This window comes from Dorea sp. 210702-DFI.3.17 (genome assembly GCF_020560825.1).
In the GTDB taxonomy this organism is placed as follows: domain Bacteria; phylum Bacillota; class Clostridia; order Lachnospirales; family Lachnospiraceae; genus Dorea; species Dorea formicigenerans.
On sequence record NZ_JAJCNB010000004.1, the window covers coordinates 1 to 22,225 of the forward strand.

General features: G+C 38.5%; 27 protein-coding genes, 1 tRNA gene and 1 pseudogene. 26 read left to right on the plus strand and 3 right to left on the minus strand.

The annotated features are described in order from the left end of the window. Positions 1 to 159 precede the first annotated feature (159 nt). The 20 genes from LI149_RS04515 to LI149_RS04605 all read left to right on the plus strand — a co-directional run bounded on the left by LI149_RS04515 (position 160) and on the right by LI149_RS04605 (position 15,595). Complete coding sequence (locus LI149_RS04515) at positions 160 to 816, plus strand: ECF transporter S component (RefSeq protein WP_005335357.1); 657 nt, start codon at positions 160 to 162, stop codon at positions 814 to 816. Between the two features lie 180 nt (positions 817 to 996). Next, the gene (locus LI149_RS04520; protein ID WP_173785656.1) at positions 997 to 1,416 is read left to right on the plus strand and encodes a PLP-dependent transferase; all 420 of its coding nucleotides are present in this window, start codon (positions 997 to 999) and stop codon (positions 1,414 to 1,416) included. Then, on the plus strand, positions 1,400 to 2,269 hold the full coding sequence (locus LI149_RS04525) for a 4Fe-4S binding protein (RefSeq protein ID WP_227078479.1): 870 nt from the start codon (positions 1,400 to 1,402) through the stop codon (positions 2,267 to 2,269). Before LI149_RS04520 ends, LI149_RS04525 begins: the two co-directional genes overlap by 17 nt. Positions 2,270 to 2,319: 50 nt before the next feature. Continuing rightward, positions 2,320 to 2,565: a sulfurtransferase TusA family protein gene (locus LI149_RS04530; protein ID WP_117614228.1), complete on the plus strand. Its 246-nt coding sequence runs from the start codon at positions 2,320 to 2,322 to the stop codon at positions 2,563 to 2,565. Between the two features lies 1 nt (position 2,566). Next, on the plus strand, positions 2,567 to 2,884 hold the full coding sequence (locus LI149_RS04535) for a co-chaperone YbbN (RefSeq protein WP_227078480.1): 318 nt from the start codon (positions 2,567 to 2,569) through the stop codon (positions 2,882 to 2,884). 25 nt (positions 2,885 to 2,909) lie between these two features. Further along, positions 2,910 to 3,116 carry a sulfur carrier protein ThiS gene (gene thiS, locus LI149_RS04540; RefSeq protein ID WP_117614230.1) on the plus strand — a complete coding sequence of 69 codons (207 nt, stop codon included), beginning with the start codon at positions 2,910 to 2,912 and terminating at the stop codon, positions 3,114 to 3,116. After that, complete coding sequence (locus LI149_RS04545; RefSeq protein WP_227143009.1) at positions 3,116 to 3,955, plus strand: molybdopterin-synthase adenylyltransferase MoeB; 840 nt, start codon at positions 3,116 to 3,118, stop codon at positions 3,953 to 3,955. The genes thiS and LI149_RS04545 overlap by 1 nt, the downstream gene beginning before the upstream one ends. Positions 3,956 to 3,981: 26 nt before the next feature. After that, positions 3,982 to 4,413, plus strand: coding sequence for a M67 family metallopeptidase (locus tag LI149_RS04550; RefSeq protein ID WP_005335368.1), 432 nt, complete (start codon positions 3,982 to 3,984; stop codon positions 4,411 to 4,413). Between the two features lie 22 nt (positions 4,414 to 4,435). Continuing rightward, complete coding sequence (locus LI149_RS04555; RefSeq protein WP_173822462.1) at positions 4,436 to 5,026, plus strand: biotin transporter BioY; 591 nt, start codon at positions 4,436 to 4,438, stop codon at positions 5,024 to 5,026. Then, a complete protein-coding gene (locus tag LI149_RS04560) occupies positions 4,995 to 5,618 on the plus strand; it encodes a bifunctional precorrin-2 dehydrogenase/sirohydrochlorin ferrochelatase (RefSeq protein ID WP_227143010.1) in 624 nt (207 codons plus the stop codon). Before LI149_RS04555 ends, LI149_RS04560 begins: the two co-directional genes overlap by 32 nt. A gap of 2 nt (positions 5,619 to 5,620) precedes the next feature. Further along, positions 5,621 to 6,553, plus strand: a complete 933-nt coding sequence (hemC, locus tag LI149_RS04565) for a hydroxymethylbilane synthase (RefSeq protein ID WP_173785653.1) — start codon at positions 5,621 to 5,623, stop codon at positions 6,551 to 6,553. Beyond that, the gene (gene cobA, locus LI149_RS04570) at positions 6,543 to 8,036 is read left to right on the plus strand and encodes a uroporphyrinogen-III C-methyltransferase (protein WP_173785652.1); all 1,494 of its coding nucleotides are present in this window, start codon (positions 6,543 to 6,545) and stop codon (positions 8,034 to 8,036) included. The genes hemC and cobA overlap by 11 nt, the downstream gene beginning before the upstream one ends. A 71-nt stretch (positions 8,037 to 8,107) precedes the next feature. Beyond that, a complete protein-coding gene (locus LI149_RS04575; protein WP_173785651.1) occupies positions 8,108 to 9,082 on the plus strand; it encodes a calcium/sodium antiporter in 975 nt (324 codons plus the stop codon). A 229-nt stretch (positions 9,083 to 9,311) separates the two neighbouring features. Further along, positions 9,312 to 10,904, plus strand: coding sequence for a hypothetical protein (locus LI149_RS04580; protein ID WP_227143011.1), 1,593 nt, complete (start codon positions 9,312 to 9,314; stop codon positions 10,902 to 10,904). A gap of 41 nt (positions 10,905 to 10,945) precedes the next feature. Then, positions 10,946 to 11,305: a nitroreductase family protein gene (locus tag LI149_RS04585; RefSeq protein WP_331464029.1), complete on the plus strand. Its 360-nt coding sequence runs from the start codon at positions 10,946 to 10,948 to the stop codon at positions 11,303 to 11,305. Between the two features lie 6 nt (positions 11,306 to 11,311). Further along, the gene (locus tag LI149_RS15540; RefSeq protein WP_331464030.1) at positions 11,312 to 11,455 is read left to right on the plus strand and encodes a hypothetical protein; all 144 of its coding nucleotides are present in this window, start codon (positions 11,312 to 11,314) and stop codon (positions 11,453 to 11,455) included. A 147-nt stretch (positions 11,456 to 11,602) separates the two neighbouring features. Beyond that, complete coding sequence (locus tag LI149_RS15690; protein ID WP_227143012.1) at positions 11,603 to 11,746, plus strand: AAA family ATPase; 144 nt, start codon at positions 11,603 to 11,605, stop codon at positions 11,744 to 11,746. Between the two features lie 437 nt (positions 11,747 to 12,183). After that, positions 12,184 to 13,224 carry a helix-turn-helix domain-containing protein gene (locus LI149_RS04595; RefSeq protein ID WP_227143013.1) on the plus strand — a complete coding sequence of 347 codons (1,041 nt, stop codon included), beginning with the start codon at positions 12,184 to 12,186 and terminating at the stop codon, positions 13,222 to 13,224. A gap of 118 nt (positions 13,225 to 13,342) precedes the next feature. Next, positions 13,343 to 14,458, plus strand: coding sequence for a 5-methyltetrahydropteroyltriglutamate--homocysteine S-methyltransferase (locus LI149_RS04600; protein ID WP_005335383.1), 1,116 nt, complete (start codon positions 13,343 to 13,345; stop codon positions 14,456 to 14,458). A 135-nt stretch (positions 14,459 to 14,593) separates the two neighbouring features. Continuing rightward, positions 14,594 to 15,595, plus strand: a complete 1,002-nt coding sequence (locus LI149_RS04605; RefSeq protein WP_304515579.1) for an aldo/keto reductase — start codon at positions 14,594 to 14,596, stop codon at positions 15,593 to 15,595. Between the two features lie 201 nt (positions 15,596 to 15,796). Here LI149_RS04605 and LI149_RS04610 read toward each other — a convergent pair whose 3' ends face one another. After that, positions 15,797 to 16,834, minus strand: a complete 1,038-nt coding sequence (locus LI149_RS04610) for a YeiH family protein (RefSeq protein WP_227143015.1) — start codon at positions 16,832 to 16,834, stop codon at positions 15,797 to 15,799. A 147-nt stretch (positions 16,835 to 16,981) separates the two neighbouring features. Between LI149_RS04610 and LI149_RS04615 the strand changes: the two genes are divergently transcribed. From LI149_RS04615 to LI149_RS04625, 3 genes are all read left to right on the plus strand, one after another. Next, the gene (locus tag LI149_RS04615; RefSeq protein ID WP_227143016.1) at positions 16,982 to 17,869 is read left to right on the plus strand and encodes a LysR substrate-binding domain-containing protein; all 888 of its coding nucleotides are present in this window, start codon (positions 16,982 to 16,984) and stop codon (positions 17,867 to 17,869) included. A 155-nt stretch (positions 17,870 to 18,024) separates the two neighbouring features. Continuing rightward, entirely contained in the window at positions 18,025 to 18,645 is a 621-nt protein-coding gene (locus LI149_RS04620; RefSeq protein WP_227143017.1) for a DUF4317 family protein, read from the plus strand. A gap of 80 nt (positions 18,646 to 18,725) precedes the next feature. Beyond that, complete coding sequence (locus tag LI149_RS04625; RefSeq protein ID WP_005340787.1) at positions 18,726 to 18,983, plus strand: hypothetical protein; 258 nt, start codon at positions 18,726 to 18,728, stop codon at positions 18,981 to 18,983. Positions 18,984 to 18,988: 5 nt separating this feature from the next. On the opposite strand, the gene LI149_RS04630 is transcribed toward LI149_RS04625, so the two are convergent. Together LI149_RS04630 and LI149_RS04635 are read right to left on the minus strand one after the other, a co-directional pair. Continuing rightward, positions 18,989 to 19,312 carry a branched-chain amino acid transporter permease gene (locus LI149_RS04630; RefSeq protein WP_173785643.1) on the minus strand — a complete coding sequence of 108 codons (324 nt, stop codon included), beginning with the start codon at positions 19,310 to 19,312 and terminating at the stop codon, positions 18,989 to 18,991. 67 nt (positions 19,313 to 19,379) lie between these two features. Then, positions 19,380 to 19,580 carry a hypothetical protein gene (locus tag LI149_RS04635; protein WP_227078489.1) on the minus strand — a complete coding sequence of 67 codons (201 nt, stop codon included), beginning with the start codon at positions 19,578 to 19,580 and terminating at the stop codon, positions 19,380 to 19,382. A 199-nt stretch (positions 19,581 to 19,779) separates the two neighbouring features. Here LI149_RS04635 and LI149_RS04640 point away from each other — a divergent pair, with 199 nt between their 5' ends. The 3 genes and pseudogenes from LI149_RS04640 to LI149_RS04650 form a co-directional block, all read left to right on the plus strand. Then, positions 19,780 to 20,898: a 5-methyltetrahydropteroyltriglutamate--homocysteine S-methyltransferase gene (locus tag LI149_RS04640; RefSeq protein ID WP_227143018.1), complete on the plus strand. Its 1,119-nt coding sequence runs from the start codon at positions 19,780 to 19,782 to the stop codon at positions 20,896 to 20,898. Between the two features lie 205 nt (positions 20,899 to 21,103). Then, a tRNA-Trp gene (locus tag LI149_RS04645) sits at positions 21,104 to 21,174 on the plus strand. A 594-nt stretch (positions 21,175 to 21,768) separates the two neighbouring features. After that, positions 21,769 to 22,205, plus strand: a pseudogene (locus LI149_RS04650) (GTP pyrophosphokinase family protein); the annotation flags it as partial. Positions 22,206 to 22,225 lie beyond the last annotated feature (20 nt).

Sequence of the window (22,225 nt, forward strand, 5' to 3'; positions counted from 1 at the left end):
TGAAATATAGAGTTTTCAAGGTACAAGTCCCATTTTGGGTATGGGAAGTCTTTATACTTAATTTAATACTTGTATCTATAGTAGAACAGATGTTATAATTACTCGGTAATTGTATTGTATCCTGCATGGCAGGAATGATAACAAGGAGGTAATTGAATAATGAAAACAAAAAAACACGACACTCAGTGGATGGTCAGTGTTGCACTTATGGCAGCAATTGTCATTCTTCTGGCGAATACACCGCTTGGAATGATCCAGCTTCCAATTATTAAGGCGACAACCGTACACATCCCGGTAATCATCGGAGCAATTCTGTTGGGACCGTCAGCAGGGGCAATTCTTGGATTTGTGTTTGGTGTATGTTCACTGGTGAGCAACACAATGGCACCAACCCTTTTGTCTTTTGCATTTTCTCCGTTCATGAGCACTACTGGAATTCCGGGAGCAATCAAGGCAATCTGGATTTCTGTAGGATGCCGTATGTTGATTGGAATCGCAGCCGGATGGTTATGGATTCTCTTTAACAAACTGAAAGTGAATCAGATCATTGCACTTCCAATCGTTGGATTCGTCGGATCTATGGTGAATACGATCACAGTTATGGGAAGTATTTATCTGTTATTTGCACAGCAGTATGCACAGGCAAAGGATGTAGCAATAAGCGCTGTATGGGGACTTGTTATGGGAACTGTTACAGCATCTGGTATTCCGGAAGCAATTGCAGCAGCGGTACTGGTGCTTGCAATCGGAAAAGTGCTGATCCAGGTATTAAAAAGAATGAATTTTTCATTTATTGACGCACAGACAGCAAAATAAACACATAAATAAGCACTAATACGCCCCACGGAAATTACCGTGGGGCGTTTGTATAATTTTCAATATTGTTAGAATTACGGATCTGGTAATGGTCTGTGATGGTATTACAGGAAGGGATATTCAAAATATTGCACAAAAAAGAGGACAGGACAATTTTGGAATTACAACAAAAATGGACCGATGGCATTTGTAGCAAAACTTCGGAATGGGATTTTTAGAAATACAGGGGCATGCCTTTCTCCGGTCAATGCATATCTGAATCTGATCGGTATTGAAACACTTGGACTTAGAATGGAACGTGAGTGCCAAAATGCACTGGAACTTGCACACTGGATTGCAGAGAATTATTCTGATATAATAGTAAATTATCCGGGACTGGAAAGTAGTTCCTGGCATCATGTTACAAAAGAACAGTTTGAACATGGATATGGCGCAATTCTTACACTTCGCGTAGGAAGTAAAGAAAAGGCATTTAAATTTATTGACAGTCTTACAATCCCGTATATCATTTCCAACATAGGAGATACAAAGGCGCTCAAAAATCAGAGACTAATCAGGAACAAGGTACAGGAGGAGAATGAAAATGGCAGAAAAGGTTGATTATGCTGCATTAAAAAAAGGTGGATTTATGAGACAAAAGCAGAAAGGCTGTTTTTCCTTAAGACTTGCAGTTGTGGGAGGAAATCTGACTGCTGAAAATATAAAGACAGTTGCAGAGGTGGCTGAAAAGTATGGACATGGATATGTGCATATGACTTCCAGACAGGGAATTGAGATTCCATTTATAAAAGTAGAAGATATCAATGAAGTAAAAGAAGAGCTTGCAAAAGGTGGAGTCGGAACAGGTGTCTGTGGACCGAGAGTCCGTACGATCACGGCCTGTCAGGGCGCAGCTATCTGTCCAAGTGGCTGCATTGATACTTATACACTGGCAAAGGAATTAGATGCAAGATATTTTGGAAGAGAACTTCCTCATAAATTCAAATTTGGTGTTACAGGCTGCCAGAACAACTGCCTGAAAGCAGAGGAGAACGATGTTGGAATCAAAGGAGGCATGACAGTTGAGTGCAATCATGATGACTGTATCCAGTGTGGCGTGTGTCTAAAAGCCTGTCGCGAAGGAGCACTTCGCATGGAAGATGGAAAAATCGTCATCGATAGAGAAAAATGTAATAACTGTGCACGATGTGTAAAGAGCTGTCCAACAGATGCGTGGGTCGGAGAGCCGGGGTATATCGTTTCCTTTGGTGGATTATTTGGAAATAAGATTTATAAAGGTGAACAGATTGTTCCGATCATCCGTGATAAAGAAACTCTTTTCAGAGTCACAGATGCGGCTATTTCATTTTTTGAAAAGTATGCAAATGCAGGTGAGCGTTTCCGACTGACACTTGAGAGAATCGGAAAGGAAGAATTCAAAAAAGAGGTTCAGGCTGCTTACGAAGGCAGATAGGTGTACTGACAAACAAAATGTCGATAAGAATCGAAAAGGAGAGAAAGAGCATGGCAGAAATACAATTTGACGACCAGGTAGATATTACAGATAAGGTTTGCCCACTCACATTTGTAAAAGCTAAAGTAGCAATTGAAGAGCTGGATGATGGTGAAATCCTTGCAATTCGAATGAATGACGGAGAGCCTGTTCAGAATGTTCCAAGAAGTATGAAAGAAGAAGGACATAAGATCTTAAAGCTTGAGGATAATGCGGACGGAACTTATACACTGTATGTCAGAAAGGTAGAAGAATAATATGGCAGTACGGATCAACAAGGATGATTTTGAAGAGAAAGTTTTAAAGAGTGATCTTCCGGTCATCGTAGATTTTTATTCTGATTCCTGCATAGCATGTAAAAAGCTTGCACCGGCATTGGGAGATATAGAAGATGATTATGAAGGAAAGTTATATGTATATAAGGTGAATACCAATTTTGATAAGGAGCTGGCAAAAGAATATCAGATAGCAGCGAATCCAACCCTTCTCTTTGTAAAAAATGCAGAAGTATTAGATCGAAAAATAGGAGCATACACTCTGGTAGAGCTTAAGACCTGGGTGGAAGCTTTACTGTAATAATATGGGTCAGGAGGAAGACACTATGATAATTGTAGTTTCAGGAGAAAAGAAAGAAGTAAAGGATAATCTGATATTACCGGAGTTAATTGAGCAGGAAAATGTAGAGATGCCAGAGTATGTAACGGTATCTATTAATGAAGAGTTTGTTCCTTCAGATGAGAAAGAGACAACCGTATTAAAAGAAGGAGATGTTGTAGAATTTCTTTATTTCATGGGAGGTGGATGTTAATGGCAATGACAGATGAACAGATTGAACGTTATTCCCGCCATATTATTCTAAAAGAAGTAGGCGCAAAAGGTCAGAAGAAGTTGCTGAAAGGGAAAGTTCTGATTATTGGAGCCGGTGGTCTTGGAGCTCCGGCAGCTATGTACCTTGCAGCAGCAGGAGTTGGAACAATCGGAATTGTAGATGCAGACGAAGTTGATCTGTCCAATCTTCAGAGACAGATTATCCATACAACAGCAGATGTAGGAAAAGCAAAGGTCAGATCGGCAAAAGAGACAATGAACGCCATGAATCCGGATGTTACAGTCAATACATACCGCATGTTCGTGGATTCTACGAATATCAGAGAACTGATCCGGGATTATGATTTTATTATTGACGGAACAGATAATTTTCCGGCAAAATTCCTGATCAACGATGCATGTGTACTGGAGAAAAAACCATTTTCACATGCAGGAATTATCCGTTTTAAAGGTCAGCTTATGACATATGTTCCGGGAGAAGGACCATGTTACAGATGTGTATTTAAAAATCCACCACCGAAGGATGCAGTTCCAACCTGCAAGCAGGCAGGTGTCATTGGAGCTATGGGTGGAGTCATTGGTTCCCTTCAAGCTATGGAAGCAATCAAATATTTGCTGGGAGTTGGAGATTTATTGACAGGTGCGCTGCTTACTTTTGACGCTCTGACGATGGAATTTCATAAAATCAAGCTTCCAAAAGATACACATAACTGTGCAGTGTGCGGAGATCACCCGACAATTCTTGAGCCGATTGATTACGAACAGGAAGTATGTGAGGAGACATCAGGCAGATTTGAGGCACCAAGAAAAGAAGAGTAATTTGTAATCAGTGAAGAGGTATAAGTATGGCAATTATAAGAATGAAATATACACTTCTTGATGAGATTGCCCGGTATGCAACCGGGCATCTTCCAGAAGAAGCCTGCGGACTGATCGCAGGAAGCGAAGATGAAAATGGTCGTTTAATTGAAAAAGTTTATTACCTGACAAATGTTGATCATGCAGAGGATCATTTTACACTGGATCCGAAAGAACAACTGTCAGCAATCAAAGATATGAGGGCGAATGGATTAAAACCACTTGGTAACTGGCATTCACATCCATCCAGTCCGTCCAGACCGTCGCAGGAGGATATCAAACTTGCATTTGATTCCAATGCCAGCTATATGATCATATCATTTATGGCAGAAAATCCAGTGTTGAATTCTTTCCATATAGAAAATGGTCAGGTGGAAAAAGAGGATTTGCGAATTTATTCAGATGAATATTATTTCTAAGTATAGTAAAAAGGAATAAAAAATGAAATTAAAAACGAAAGAATTGACAACCTGTGCACTGTTTGCAGCTTTGATCGCAATCGGTGCATTTATAAAAGTTGATATACCATTGCCAATGTACACCATGCACTTTACATTTCAATGGTTTTTTGTGTTGATGGCAGGTTTTCTGCTTGGTGCAAAACTTGCAACGGTAAGTGTGATCGTGTATCTTAGCATTGGACTTGTCGGAGTTCCGGTATTTGCTGCCGGAGGTGGACCTGCATACATTTTCAGACCAGGATTTGGATTCTTACTTGGTTTTGTACTGGCAGCATTTATCATTGGTACTATTACAGAAAAAGTAGGAAAAAATCATAAGGGAATGTTCTTAATGGCATCAGTTGCGGGACTGGTGACTTATTATACGATTGGAGCAATTTACTTTTATTGTATAAATAATTTTTATGCAGCAACTCCTGTGAGCTGGAGCGTTGTAGTTGTGGAATATTGTCTGATTACGATTGCACCGGATTTTATATTATGTGTATTGGCGACAGCATTTTCTTTAAAGCTCCGTCCAGTATTTCTTGGGATGATGCATGAGTATAGTATGGATCGGAAAGTGGTGTAATATGGCGTATTTTCCTATGTTTGTGAACTTGAAGGATCAGCCGTGCCTGGTGGTCGGCGGAGGGATGGTGGCATACCGGAAAGTAAAAGTACTTCTGGATTTTGAAGCCAGAGTGGTTGTAGTCGGAGAGAATATCTGCGATAAAATCAATGAAATTGTAAAAAAAAGTAATCAGTTAGAATTACAAAAAAAGTGTTTTGAAGATGCAGATTGTGATAATATGTTTATGGTAATCGCTGCAACAGATGATAACTTGTTGAATCACCATATTGCAGAAATCTGTAATTCAAAAGGAATTATGGTAAATGCTGTGGACCAGAAAGAGGACTGCAGCTTTATCTTTTCTTCATATATAAAAGAAAAAAATCTTATTGCAGCATTTTCGAGTAGTGGAAACAGCCCTGTGCTGGCACAATATTTAAAAAGTCAGGAAAAGGAGATTCTGACACCATTTCTTGGAGAATTGAATGAATATATGGGGAAGATCAGAAAGCGTGTGATAGAAAAGTATGACACAGAAGAAAAACGAAAAGAAATATTTAAAGAAATAGTAAATACAGCCATTGAAAATGGAGAATTGCCACAGGAGTAGATATGAGATACCGGGTAGGAACAAGAGGATCAAATCTGGCGCTTGCCCAGACAAAGCAGGTTATTAAAAAATTAAAAAGTGCATTTCCGGAAGATGAATTTGATGTAGTAATCATAAAAACGACCGGAGATATGGATCCGAAAAGCCGGCTTGACCAGATTGGATCAAAGGGCATATTTGTAAAAGAAATTGAGGAAGAACTTTTGGAAGAGAAGATTCATCTTGCAGTACACTCTATGAAAGACATGCCAGATACAACGGCAGATGGATTAATATTTGCAAAGGCATGGAAGCGGGAAGATCCAAGAGATGTTCTGATCTTGAGAGAGGCAGTGTCTGTGGACGACCTTCCGAAAGGAGCTGTGATTGGAACGGGAAGCAAGCGTAGAAAGTATCAGCTTCTGAAAATCCGCCCTGATCTTAACATAGTTGGGATCCGTGGAAATGTAGATACAAGGATTCGAAAAATGCAGGAAGAAGAGATGGATGGAATTGTACTTGCCGCAGCAGGTATTAACAGACTAGGAAGAGAGCAAGAGATTACCTGCTATCTTGAGCCGGATCAGATGATTCCGGCCCCGGCCCAGGGGACACTTGCGCTGGAAGTAAAAGCAGATAATATACAATTAATCAGAAAACTAAATAGATTGTCTGATCAGGAAACAGATATATGTGTAAAAGCAGAAAGACAATTTTTGAAACAAATTGGAGGAAGCTGTCATCTTCCGGTAGGAGCATATTGCAAGATACAGGATGAAAAACTAATATTAAGAGCAATGTTTGGAACGGAGGATGGGAAAAAACTGGCATATACAAAGGTGGAATCTGCAGTTTTAAATAAAATAGAAGATTCATCACAGATAGATGAAATCTGCAGACAGATTGCCAGAGAAGCAGTAGAAAAAATTCAAATACAATTAAGTCATGAAGAATAAAATGGGTAAAGTTATATTAGTTGGAGCAGGGGCAGGAGATACCGGTCTGCTCACGATAAAAGGGAAAAAATATATAGAAGAGGCAGACTGTATCATCTATGACAGACTTGCATCGCCGGAACTGCTTGGAATGGCAAAGCATGACTGTGAGTGCATTTATGTAGGAAAAGAAAATCACAAGCATATCATGAAGCAAGATGCGATCAATGAGTTATTATATAAAAAATCCAGAGAATACAGTCTGGTCGTACGGCTAAAGGGTGGTGATCCTTATGTCTTTGGAAGAGGCGGTGAAGAAGCATTATATCTTCGGAAAAGAAAGATTGATATAGAAGTCGTACCAGGAGTTAGTTCTGTCGTTGCAGCATTGGCAGACGCAGGAATTCCAATTACGCACAGAGGGATTGCAAAAGGGTTTCAGGTCATTACAGCTCACAGCAAAAAAGACGAAGAAGCGCAGATTGATTATACGCTGCTTACCGATGAATCCATGACTTGTGTATTTCTGATGGGACTTGCACATGTAGAACATATTGCAGAAGAACTGATAAGAGCTGGAAGAAGACCGGATACTCCGGCAGCAGTGATATCCAACGGAACACTGGCTACGCAGAAAAAATGTATCGGAACATTGGAGAGTATCGGATATAAAGTAAAATGTGCAAAACTGGAATCTCCGGCAATCATTGTTGTGGGGAATGTTGTTTCACTGAATGACCAATTGGATTTTTTTGAAAAACGTCCATTATTCGGGAGAAAAATAACCGTACCATATATTGAAGCTATGGGAGAACGAACACATTTCAATAAGCTGATTACAGATTTGCAACAGCTCGGAGCAGATGTTGATACAATCATGGTTGGAAAGATTCTACCAATCCCAATTTCAGATTTTGAAAAAGAAATTAGCAGCTCCGACTGGATTCTCTTTACAAGCAGAAATGGTGTCAGGGCTTTTTTCTATAATATGAAATTCAATGACACAGATATCCGATGCCTTGCAAAAATTCGTTTTGGCGTTGTAGGGAAAGCAACAGAGCAGGAGTTAAAGAACTATCAGATAAAAGCAGATTTAGTTCCAGATGAGCAGACAGGAGCCGGACTTGCCAAAGCTTTAAAAAAACAGATCAGTGACCAGACGAAAGTCTGTATATTTTCTGCAAAAGAGGCCTCCGAAGACTTGGAGAGAGAACTTCAGAAATTTTGCCATGTCATAAAAACAGATGCATATGAAAATGTAAATGTATCAGAGCAAGATTATATATTAAAGCCTGCAGATACAGTTATTTCAGAAGCTGTATTTACAAGTGCGTCCAATGTGGAACGTTTTTTTCAGATGCTGACAGAGGAGATAATGGTAGAACGAGCTTATTCTATTGGAAAAAAGACGACAGAAGCACTTAAGAAAAAGAATGTAATGAATATTTGCGAGTCGGAAGAAAGTACTTATGAGTCAGTTGTTTCTTTGATAACAAAAAAATAAGTCGGTTGTTTCTTTTATACAATTGAGGTATAATGGTAGCCAAAATAAATTGAAATGAAGGAGACAGATGAATGGAACTTGTAAAATCAATCATCATTCTTGTTATAGGATTTGCACTTTTGATGAAAGGAGCAGATTATTTCGTAGAAGGAAGTTCATCGGTAGCAAAACGACTCTATATTCCTTCCATGATTATCGGTATGACAATTGTAGCAATGGGAACGAGCCTTCCGGAATGTGCGGTCAGTGTAACAGCATCACTTGCCGGGAATAATACACTTGCGGTCAGCAATGTTGTCGGATCGAATATTTTTAATCTTATGGTCGTATGTGGAGCATGTGCTTTATTTGCTCCACTTACAATAAAAAAAGATACGCTTGTAAAAGAATTTCCATTATCGATTATCTGTTCAGTTTTGCTGATCGCACTAGGATATGTGGGAATGAAGTTGGGACACATCGATGGAATTGTCTTTTTAATTCTTTTCGCAGGTTACCTTATCTGGATGATCAATTCCGTAAAGAAAGCAAGAGCAGTGCACAAAGAGGACGAGCTGATGAAAGAATCCGGAGAGTATGTAGAAGATGAAATCAGAATTATTCCAATGTGGAAAAGCATACTCTTTATTGTTGGAGGGATGATCGCAATTAAATTCGGAGGTGATTTTGTTGTTGACAGTGCATCAGATATTGCATTGTCATTCGGACTTAGCCAGACACTGATCGGACTTACAATCGTTGCACTTGGAACAAGTCTTCCAGAGCTTGTGACCTCCATTGTTGCAGCGAGAAAGAACGAAGTTGATATGGCGCTTGGAAATGTAATAGGTTCTAACATTTTTAATATTTTACTTGTGCTTGGAATTGCAGCAGCAATCAGTCCGGTAGGATTTCTGATGGACAATATTGTGGACACTCTTATATTGATCATAATGAGTAGTGCAGTTCTTGTATTTGCGTGGACTTCAAAAGTCATTAACCGAAAAGAAGGCATTGCTATGTTATGCATGTATGCAGTATATATGGTATATATATGTATGCGATAAAACTTGCAGGTAAAGTTGCAAAGAGAAGAATCAAGTAGAATTAAAAGATTAACAGAATAAATGAATGGCAGATGTCTCAGATGTGTGAATGTCTGGGACATTTTCTCTATAAACTAGAAAGCATACAGAAAGTACAGAAATAATAATATTTTTTACAGATAGGGCTGTGATTGAAAAATCGTGTTGTAGAGCAGGCAGAATTTATGATCGTAAAGAGGAGTGAAAATGTATGAATATTTATCATGTACATGATTTTAAAGAAGATGAGTACAGTTGGAATGAAGTGGGGAGGAAAAAGGCGAAACAGGGCAGATACATTCGATGGACGATTGCAATTGTGAATATTGTTCTTATCTGTATCGTTGCGTATTTGGATTGTCGGTATAATCTTTTGGAAATGAATGGATTTCTATGCTGGTTATTGGCAATTATAGTTTTAGCCTGGGGTTTTACCATATGCTATGCGTCTTATGTCAGAAAGCACGCATGTAAAATGTCTCTGGAAGAACGACATGACTTTAACCTGTATCTGTACCATCACAAATACTGGAAAAATCCGATTCTGGCAAATCAGGCGCTTCTGAATAATGCAATTATTCTTGTCAAGATGAAGCAGTATGAACAAGCAGCACAGGCATTAGATGCAATGCATATTGAAAAATGTAAAGCGAAAGCAATGAAACTAATTTATTTCTTAAGAATCATTATAGCTTCTTTTGAAGACAATGAAGAGGAAATAGAAAAAGCAAAGATACGGTATACAGGCATCAAAGATGATGCAGGAAATTACCCGGCTTCCGAATTAGTGGAAAACTGGATTCAGATGAATGATCTGGAGCAGATGACAGCGTGTCTGGAACAAATTAAACCTGTCAAAAAAGAATACCCAGGTCTTGCTTTCGTAGTTACGATCTTCCTGGCATACACATTTTGGTTCTTAGGAACTGCATATGGAATTAACCGGGGGGCAGGATATGAAATCCGATATGTATTTTCTGCAATTTCGCTTATAGTTGTAAATATGGGACTGTTTGTAATGTTAATTTTGGGAATTATCTGGCTGCACAGACACCTGAATATTACATCGTCTGTATGGATCCAAAAAGTTGTGAAATTTATCATATGTGCAGTAATTGCAATTGCAGGGCTGATATTGCTATTTATTAATTTTCTGGCTGTATTTCTGGGACTGGATGATAAGGAAACCGTCACGAGAAAAGAAAATGGATACACCTATCTGGAAGTCAGCTGGAGTAATATGGGGTATAATGCTTATACAGAAGAGTATGTAACGAATAATCCATTTATTATGAAAAAAATATATGTACCGACAAAAGATGATACATTTACAAATGAACAGCCAGACGCTTCCAATCCGGACAATACAGAAAATAATGACCAGACAGATAACGATTCAGAAAGTGCAGATTCTGATACAGAAAATAGTGATTCACAGGATAATACAGAACCATATGAAAGTGATGAATGGTTAAGAATGAGAAATGGAATGCAGGCAGTCTATAATTATCTGATTGAGACAAATGCATTAGAAAATCCGGAATTTACTTACAGCAGTAATGCAAAAGGAGAGACGTATGTTATTGTCAGTACAGGGCAGGAGACGAAGGATGGAAATCAGGTAAGTGTCGAATACGGTCTGTATTACAATAGAGAAAAGACAGATGACAACGGAACATACTGTGATGAGTATGTTCTGGAGAAAAAGTATCCGGGTGGAACATACGATACACAGTTAGTTGATTTTTATCTGGTAAATCCTGATACACTGGAAGTGACAGATGAACATAAGACAACTTGGTAAGTGTGAGAGGATAAAAGATAATAGAAAAGAAGGAGATTAGAATGATGAGTAGTATTTTTCACAGAATCAGTGTTAGAAAATTCGAGGACAGACCGATAGAGAAAGGAAAAATCGTGCAGGTTTTAAAAGCCGGGATGCAGGCGCCGAGTGCGTGCAACCAGCAGCCATGGGAGTTCTATGTAGTGACAGATAAAGAGAAGATACAGGAATTGTCTACTGCAACCCCATATTCCAAATGTGCAGCAGGGGCACCGGTCGTAATTGTACCAGTATATCGGACAGAAGGATTAGTTGCACCGTCTTATGCAGAGATAGACCTTTCCATTGCACAGCAGAATATCTGGCTGGAGACAGATGAAATCGGACTTGGCGGAGTCTGGATCGGAATAGCTCCGATTTAAGAGAGAATGGAACTTGTACACAAGATGCTGGATCTTCCGGAAAATGTAAAAGTATTTTCCTTATTTGCGATGGGATATCCGGCAGAGGAAAGACCACAGCAGGACAGATTCGATCCGGAGAGAATACATTTTATGACACCGGAGGAATAAGGTGAAATATGAACAATCCTCAGTTAGAAACATTTCTTGCACCATTACGAAAAAAGGATATACTTGCATTAGCAGTATAAAGGAGGGGTGTAGAGAATGGGACAATTTTTAAATAATAAAGAACCATATGATAAATTTTAAACGGTTATGAATGGGACTTATTTTGTTGATAAATCAGAAATACTTGAAGAATTAATCCCGGCACTCCAGCAGGAACAGCGCTTTTTTGGCATCACCCGTCCCAGACGTTTCGGAAAGACAGTTATGGCCAATATGATAGCTGCTTTTTGAAAATACAGGTGAGCCATCTTTATTTGAGCATCTCCATATAGCAGAGTATGCCGGATATAAAGAACAGGTAGGAAAGCACGATGTGCGCAGTAGAAGTATGTCATGCAATTGCATGACGCGCACCTCGCAGCAAGAATGCAGAGGCATTCTTGAATGATTTCAGTGAGATGCCCAGAGAATTAAAAATCATCAGAGAATAGGATTTAAGGTGAATAGAATGATTTTTACAAGCATTGGAACATTTAGAAGATTGGGTTTGCTCGTAAGGATATTTATTTCCTGATATGTTCATTTGTGTGGATATAATAGTTGCAAAATGGGACGTAAAGGATTCGTAGATTGACAAAACAGCCTGTTTTCCCCTATGCTGAGACTGTAAAAACGCTTTGCACACCTTAAAATAGCGGAGCGGGAACAGCAGGAGGAAGTGACAAGACGTGGAGGCGAAACAGTTCGGGCAGTTCATTGCCGGGATAAGAAAAGAGAAAAAAATGACGCAGGCGGAGCTTGCAGAAAAGATTCATGTGACGGATAAAGCAATCAGCCGGTGGGAGCGTGGACTTGGATTTCCAGATATCCAGACATTAGAACCACTGGCACAGGTACTTGGAATTTCGGTACTGGAATTGATGCGTTCTGAAAAAAAGAAACCGACAGGTGATATGGATACGACAGAAACTCAGTATACCCAGAAGGAGGTGGCTGAGATGCTTCAAAATGCAGATGACATTTCAAAGCAACTGAAAAAGCAGGATAAGAACGCTAATATCATTGCCGGAATTCTGGTGATTGGCGTGGGTACATTAGCATGGGCAACAAAAATTGCCAGTCTTGGAGGCGGTCTTGTGCTCGGCGGACTCTCAGCAGCCGTGTTTGTTTCTCTGTGGTATTTTTTTCAGAATATTGATGATGAAGAAAGCCGGAGAATTTATGGTGTGGCATCGATTTTGTCTATTGGAATATTGGTATCACTGGTTAATTATATCTGGGGTGACCGTATTGCAGAATGGATTCCGGGTGGAATAGAACGAACAGAACAGATTTTCTGGACATTGTGGTATCTGTTCATGATTGCGATGATGATGGTTGGAACAATCCGGTGTGTCCGTCGGCAAAGACAGAAAAAAGAAAAGAAGTATAAAACGGTTCTTTTTACAGGAATTATGGCAGTTATTATGTTTGCTACACTCTGGCAGTATCAGAATGCCATGCAGGGACAGCGCCGGAATATGGGAATCTGGAGCGGGGCACAGCAATATGCTGAGACATTACTGAAAAAGGATAAAAATCTTGAAAACGACTGGCTGATCGGTGATGAATCATGGCGAGAAGGAAAGAATACTTATCATATCTGGCTAACATATTATTCTGATGATGATGCTGAAAAAGAAGGCAGAGAGAGTGAATATCAGTACATCATTCGTTTTGATGAAGCAGAAGGGTATCTTATCAAATCCGAAGGTGTTCCGGAGAAGTAATATAAACTTGCAAACCATAACTAAAAGTTATATCAAACCAATAAAAAAGGAAATTTTACACAATGAATAATAACTGGTAGACTATCCTCATCAGATGAAAGAAGACGGAGGATAAGATATGAGTATATTAAAGACACCATTTCGATATGATTTTGTAGGAAGTTTCCTGAGACCGGAAAAACTAAAACAGGCTAAGAAGGATTTCAGTGAAGGTAAAATTACAGAAAAAGAATTAAACGATATTACAGATGAATGTGTCCGTGATATTGTAACGAAGCAGAAAGCGGCAGGTTTTCATGCAATCACAGATGGAGAGTTCCGCAGAAAATTCTGGCACCTGGATTTTATGTGGGGATTTGAAGGCGTTGAACATGAGGCAGAAGGTGGCGGAGTTCAGTTTAACGGAGAAGTTGCTGACCTTGAAGCAACTTATCTTGTAGGAAAAATTAAAGCGAAAGCACACCCGTTTGTAGAATATTTCAAATTTCTCAAACAGTTTGAAGATAAAAATACAGTTGCAAAATATACAATTCCGGCACCGGCACAGACATATCAGCAGATGATTGTGCCACAGAATATTGACCGGACAAGAAAATTCTATAAGAATGATGAGAAATTGATTCAGGACATCGGAAAGGCTTATCAAGAAGTTATCACACAGTTTTACGAGGCTGGCTGCCGAAATCTTCAGCTTGATGACTGCACATGGGGAGCCATTGTCGGAGATGCGGCAAAACTCAGATACAGAGCACTGGGAGTGGACATTGAAGAAGTAAAGGCACAACTTCTGAAAGTCAACAATCTTGCATTGGAAGGAAAACCAGAAGATATGATCATTACTTCACATATTTGCAGAGGTAATTATCATTCCACATTCTTCACAAGTGGCCCATATGATTCCGTTGCGGATTATGTATTTGCGCAGGAAAATGTAGACGCGCTCCTTCTTGAGTATGACGATGAAAGATCCGGTGGATTTGCACCACTTGCAAAAGTATCTCCGGATAAGAAAGTCGTTCTTGGTCTGATTACAACAAAGAAACCAGAGTTAGAAGATAAGGAAAAAGTCATTGCTAGAATTCATCAGGCAGCAAAATACATTCCATTAGACCGTCTGTGTTTAAGCCCACAGTGCGGATTTGCCTCCTGCGAGATTGGAAATAAGCTGACAGAAGAAGAGCAGTGGAAAAAATTAGCTCTTGTAAAAGAAATAGCAGAAGAAGTCTGGAGATAAATAATAAGCCTGATCGGCCATTTAATAGTGGTTCGCTCAGGCTTATTATTTGTTCTAAAATATAGTTTTTATTTAGCAGAAATGATAATATAATAACAAAGGAGTTTAAATACATATATGAAGGAGAGATAAATGATGTACCAGGCAGACGAAAAACGATATGAAACTATGCAGTATAATCGATGTGGAAAAAGTGGGTTATTATTACCAAAAGTTTCGTTGGGACTTTGGCATAACTTTGGATCAAATGGTGATTATGATAATATGAAAGCAATGTGCTTTACAGCATTTGATTACGGGATCACACACTTTGACCTTGCCAATAACTATGGTCCGGAGCCGGGAAGTGCAGAGATTAATTTTGGGAGAATCCTAAAAGAGGATCTCGGAGTTTATCGTGATGAGATGTTGATAAGTACAAAAGCTGGTTTTGATATGTGGGATGGTCCTTATGGAAACTGGGGAAGTAAAAAATATCTAACAGCAAGTCTGGATCAGAGTCTGAAAAGAATGGGACTGGAGTATGTCGATATCTTCTATCATCACCGTATGGATCCGGAAACTCCATTAGAGGAAACAATGGAAACACTGGCGCAGATTGTCCGAAGCGGAAAAGCACTGTATGTTGGGATTTCTAATTATGATGGAGTACATATGGAGAAGGCAGCTACAATTCTGAAAGAGCTGCATTGTCCATTTATAATTAATCAGAACCGCTATTCTATTTTCGACCGCACAATCGAAAAAAATGGATTGAAGGAAGCGGCAGTAGAGTCTGGAAAAGGAATCATTGCATTCAGCCCACTGGCACAGGGAACATTAACAAACCGCTATCTGAACGGAATTCCGTCAGACAGCCGTATTGCAACAGATGGACGATTCCTTAAGGCAAGTCAGTTGACAGAAGAAAAAATCACAAGTATCCGTGGTTTAAATGAAATTGCCAAAGAGAGAGGTGAAAGCCTGGCGCAGATGGCATTGAACTGGGTATTAAAAGATGGCATAGTGACAAGTGTTCTGGTGGGAGCATCAAAACCAGAGCAGATTCTCGATAATCTGAAGGTTCTTGAAAGTGCACCTTTTACAGATGAAGAGCTGAAAAAAATTGATGCATTGAGTCTTGTGCACGCAAAATAATTAGCAAGTCAGATGTGGACAGAAACGATAATTCATAAGTGAAGAAAGTGATAGACAAAGCCGAAGCTTTGTCTATTTTTTTTCTGTGAAGAAATCTCAATCGAGTTTGTTTTAGTAGCTTTTTGTAGACTTCTAGTATCTATAGTTTCAATAATGTTAAAAATATTATTTACAAAGAAACAAAAAAATATCTAAAGAAAATTACCAAAGGTGCATAATATGTTGCATAGTCAGACTGACAATGGTAATTCCAATCCAGCAGGAAGCACCGAGAAGAAGTGGCTTTCCGCCAGATTTTATTAATTTTATAACATTACTGTTCAGACCAATGGCAGCCATGGCCATAATGATGAAGAATTTGGACAGTTCTTTCAGCGGTGCGAATACATCAGCACTAATTCCCATACTCATACATGCAGTAGTGATAATTGCTGCAATGATGAAGTATAAAATAAACATCGGAAATGCTCTCTTTATGCTAAAATTCCCTGCTTTTTCGCCATTTACAGATGCGGATTTTGCGTGGATCAGAGACAATACAAGTGTAATTGGAATGATTGCAAGTGTACGAGTCAGCTTAACGGTAACAGCATTATTCAATGTTTCATTTCCAAGATTCCACATGCTGTCCCAGGTGGATGCAGCTGCGGTTACAGAAGAAGTGTCATTAATTGCTGTTCCGGCGAACAGTCCGAAGGAAGAACCGCTCGTTGTGTCAAAGCCGAGGACGTGCCCAAGTACAGGGAATAGTACAGCAGCAATGACGTTGAAGAAAAAGATAACGGAAATGGCCTGGGCAACTTCCGTATCGTCGGCGTCAATAACCGGAGCAGTAGCTGCGATAGCAGAACCTCCACAGATGGAAGAACCAACACCAACCAGAATCGCAGTGTTGGACGGAACATTGATAATTCTGCGAAGTAACCATGCAATGATCAGGGAAGTACTGATCGTACAGATAATAATTGGCAGTGATTGTTTCCCGGTCTGCAGGATTACACCGAGGTTCATTCCGAATCCTAATAGTACGACAGCAGTCTGGAGAATAATTTTGGAAGTCCATTTAATGCCAGATTCTGCTTTCCCTTTATCTGTCCAAATCAATGTGATGAGCATTCCGGCGAGAATTGCAATGACCGGACCGCCGATGACCGGAAAAGCTTTTCCAAGAAGCCAGGCAGGTACAGCAATTATAAAACAAACCAAAATACCAGATAAGTTCTTTTTGATAAAATCCATAATTTTTTTACCTCTCGTTTAAATTTAATGATTTTCATTTTTCTAATTGATTATAACACTGGAAAACAATAATAAAAAATTATATAATATTATTGAAATATAAGAAATTATTATTGATAAAATAGCAAACCAGAAGGGAAAAATAATATGTTAGATTTTAGGGCAAATACCTTTCTCACAGTGTGTGAAACCATGAATTTTACAGAGGCAGCAAAGAGATTAAATATTACACAACCGGCTGTTTCGCAACATATTCGTTTCCTTGAAAACGAATATAATACCCAGTTATTCTTGTATCACAATAAACAATTGTATATTACCCAGACCGGAAAGATACTTAAAAAGCGTCTGATGACTATGAGAAATGATCAGCTCTCGATTTTAGAAGAAATGAAAAGTGTCAGTGGAGATATCGAATTATTATCTATCGGAGTTACAATGACGATTGGAGAATATGCAGTTGTTGACAGGATTGCGGATTTTATGAATCATCATCCAGATATGAATTTACATATTCATTTTGGGAATACGTCACAGTTGCTTTCGTTATTAGATGAAGGGAAGATTAATCTTGCTTTAGTGGAAGGAAATTATCCAAAAGATAGTTACGGACACATGAATTATAGTACAGAAGATTACATTGGGGTCTGCAAGGTTTCCCATACATTTCTGAAGAAGAATACAAAGACTATGAATGATCTGAAAAACGAACGTTTGATTGTACGGGAGAGTGGCTCGGGGACAAGGAATATACTGGAAGAGTTGCTTTTGGCACGAGGAATGGAAATTTCTGACTTTGAGCGTTGTATAGAAGTGGAAAATATGCACACGATTATAGGTCTGTTAAAACGGGATTGTGGAATTTCATTTATGTATAAGATTGCAGTCGCGGATGAATTAGAGTCGGGAGTGTTGAAAGAAATAAAGCTTTCGGATTTTAAGATGCAGCATGATTTTGATTTTATCTGGGAAAAAGACAGTATTTATACGGATAAATATATAAAAATATGTAAGGAGCTGTCCATTTCTAAATAAAATTCAAATACATAAATAAGGTAAATCTAAGTTAATGCTAAATAAATAGTAATAAATCAGCAACAGTATTTGCCATAATATTCATCGCCCATTATAATATTATTAATGATTGAAAAGCTGATTGTAAAAGTAGTAAGGAGCTTGTTAAGAAGAGAATGATAGACAGAGAAGATATGCTGGCGCTTACAAGGCGCATGACAGTTAAGCGAACATCAATGACAAGGATAGCCGGGGGATACATGGATTCAGACGGTTGCATTGACGGGACATTTAATATTGCATTTTTGAAATTAAGTCCGGCGGATCGAGAGAAAAACTTGCAGATTGCAAAGAAAGTTCCGTTTGCAGAAACGAATCAAAACTTGCAAGAATACAAATTTTTGCAGGAAAATATGCAAAATGACAGCTTGTGGAAACTTTTGATGGGAATGCGGGCATGCGGACTGAAAAATGATGTATTAATGGAGACATTTTATGAGATTGTAGGAGCAAATTATAAATCGAAAGGTGATTATGCTGTTTACGTGTTTCACGACCGTTACGATATTCCGGTGAAGGGAACGGATCATGAGCGTCAGGGAGAATCCGAGAAAATGTATGAATATCTAATCTGCGCGATTTGCCCGGTGAGTGGTGATTATGAACCGGGAGAACCCGAGTGTGGATTTTTGTTTCCGGCATTTATGGATGAAAGCGCGGCATTAAATTATATAGATATATATCAGGCTGACATGAACCATCCTCATATAGAATTGCTGGAAATGCTTGGAATATGATGAACAAAAGAAAAAAGCTATAATTAAGAAAGACAAGAATGTGGGGGATAGCCTCACATAGAAGAAAGAGAGGAAAATGTATGAACGAATTATACGAAGCAATTGAGAAAAAAATTAAGGATGCAGGATATCCAAGAAATATTTCCGGAGCAGATGTGTATGATGATATCTGTGATCAGATTGACGGAAAGGATAATGGAGAGTATATTCTGTTGTCTAAATTTGAAGATGACGTAGTTTTTGAATATCACATTACAATTCAAGAAGAGGATTTTAATCTTGGAATCCTGAAAATGAAAACACCGGAAGGTGAATTTGTGGCTGATTTTGATGCATAGGTCTTTTAACAAAAATGTAGCAATAATATATAGCAGATGGTTCCTCCTGCAATCGATACCAGCATCTGACGTTTCCAGATATGAAGTCCTGCAGTAATGAGAATGGAAATGAACTCTGGGATTCCATGTGTACCTTGCAATACATTTACATTTCTCAGACAGTAAACGACCAGCATGCCGAAAACTGCGGATGGAAGAAATTTTCCAACATATTGAATGAACTTAGGAGTTTCCCGGTTTTCACGAAATACAAGAAAAGGCAGGAAACGTGTAGTCATTGTACCAAGTACACAAAGTCCGATAGTGATGATTTGTTGAGCTAATGTCATGTTAGCAAACCTCCTGTGTTTTTTATTGCTACTTCATTTTTTCAGAAGCACATTTGTCGAAATGATGTCACGAGTAGTTTTTTTGATTCGGGATATCAAGCTTTTTGCGTAATAATGTCAATGAGACGATAATCAAAAACATGGTCGGAATCATAAAAGAGTCCGGTCCGAATACAAGGAGACAGAGAAAAGAAATTCCAAGTCCAAGTAATGAAGATGTATGATTCTTTTCTTTCAGCCACTGATCCATGAAGATAACGACGAACATAGCAGTCATGACAAAGCTGATGCCTTCATATATATTCCGTAAGCCATTCCTAAAAACATAAATCCTGCCATAATTTAAAGTTATAACAAACAGATATTTTTAGCTATTATACAAAACATTTGAAATAAATTACAATAAATCTATCGCAACACAAGTTTAAAATTACGATAGGTTTATTAAAATTTGGGAGATAATAATTATGAAGACACCATTTCGATATGATTTTGTAGGAAGTTTTTTAAGACCACAGAGATTAAAAGATGCAAGAAAAGATTTTGAAGAGGGAAAAATTACACAGGCTGATCTGACAAAAGTAGAAGACGAGTGTATCGTTGATTTAGTAAATAAAATCAAGGGACTTGGCTACCATGTTATCACAGACGGAGAGTTCAGAAGATCCACTTGGCATCTTGACTTTATGTGGGGATTTGAAGGTATCGAGCATCAGAAGACAGTAGAGGGAAATACAACATTTGACGCAGAAGCAGCCATGATTGATGATACCTATATGACAGGAAAGATTTCTGTAAAGAATCACCCGTTTGTAGAACATTTTAAATATGTAAAAGCATTGGAAGATGAAAATACAGTTGCAAAACAGACCATCCCTTCACCGGGACAGTTCTATGCTTACTTCACCGGAGCGCAGCTTCTTGCTACGACTTTAAAAATCTATGGCTCAGAAGAAGCATTTGCAGATGATGTCATCAAAGCTTATGGAGAATTCGTTCAGGAGATTTATGCGGCAGGATGCAGAAATCTTCAGTTCGATGATTGTGTATGGGGCGGTATGGTAGATGCAAAAATGGCGACAGCTCTGACCGGAAGAAACGGACAGGCTTTGGAAGATTATAAGAAGCGTCTGCTGAAACTGAATAACCAGGTTGTTGCACAGGCACCGGAAGACCTTGTAATCAATACACATGTGTGCAGAGGGAACTATCATTCTACGTTCTTCAGCTCCGGTGCATATGATTCCGTTGCAGACCTTCTGTTTGGAGAGGAAAATGTAAATGCCTACTATCTGGAGTATGATGACAAGAGATCAGGAGGTTTCGCACCACTTGCAAAAGTATCTGGAGATAAGAAGGTCGTACTTGGACTCATTACGACAAAGATACCACAGTTAGAGGATAAAGAAAAAGTCATTGCCAGAATCCATGAAGCAGAGAAATACGTTCCACTGGATCGCCTGTACTTAAGTCCACAATGTGGATTCGCATCTTGCGAGATCGGTAACAAGCTGACAGAAGAAGAGCAGTGGGAAAAATTAAAACTTGTAAAAGAAATTGCAGAAGAAGTCTGGGGAGATAGATAAAAGTTAGATATAAGGTAAAATAAAATCAGGTAACTTCCGGTTGTAAATCGTACAGTCCGGAAGTTATTTTTATATAATATGAAATTAAAAGCAATTTCCTTAAAAGTAATTTTGAGCTTTTTTTAAAATCACCTATTGACAACCCACCAATAAATATGGTATAAATATCTAGTGTCACGGAGACAGACACACAATTTACTTAAATAGGGGATTGGTCAAGTGGTATGATAGGGGTCTCCAAAACCTTTGGCGGGAGTTCGATTCTCTCATCCCCTGTTGACTAAGGTCTTACAAAGCCTATAAATACGGGCTTTGTAAGGCTTTTTTGTTTTCTTAATTCTTGAGAGTAATCACCATAGTAATCACCTAATAATTAATTGCCTGTTCAATCTGTTTTTTTCGCTCAGCTTTTTGTTGAATGTCAAATTGATAATAACCTTTGGTTGTTTATATAACTTTTCTTTTTGGCAGTACTTGTATCTTGAGTGAATGCCCTAGTCTCAATACGCTGAATATGAAGTGTTCCATATGCGAATTCGTTCTTCATCAGTAAAACATTTTTGCGCATCAGTTTTCTCACTCTTTTTCAAAATATTTTTTCCAACTCGAAAATCACCGAAAAAGTTTGAGATATTAATAGAGGTATATTTTTTCTCGAACCTTGCATATCGAATCATTCCCTGCAATACAGTTTTTACATGGAATTTGCGCCACATTTGCAGTCTTGATAATTCAATATATCTGTAGTAACATAAATGAAAAGTCCAGATGAGAGAAGGTGTGCTTATGAATGAGCAGTTGCTAAAAATGAATGGTTTATCTGTGAAAATTTTAGATATGTTATCATTTGAATCACACTTGGGAATGAGATATGAATTTACAACAGAAAATATACAGACATATCTCAACGATGTAGCAGGCGTTTGAATAGTTTGTGCGTTTATTGACGATATTTATATGATATCAGATTTGATTACCCAACAGGATGATATTAAAGTTATTGAAATAAAAGATTATATAAAAATCCAAAATCGAATGGTTATCGAAGCTATCATATGATTGTTGAAATACCAGTATTTTTTGCTAAGGGTAAAACACCTATGCGTGTAGAATTACAGATTCGAACCAATGGTATGGATTTCTGGGCAACATTGGAACATCAACTTCGCTATAAAAAAGGAATTGAAGAAATGCCTGGCTATGATGAGATAAGTGAAGAATTACTTCATTCTGCAAGAGCTATCATTGAAGCAGATAATGAAATGCAGAGAATAAAAGACAAAATTGGTATGTTCCACGAAATTTAGGGAGAAAACTGAGCAAGTAG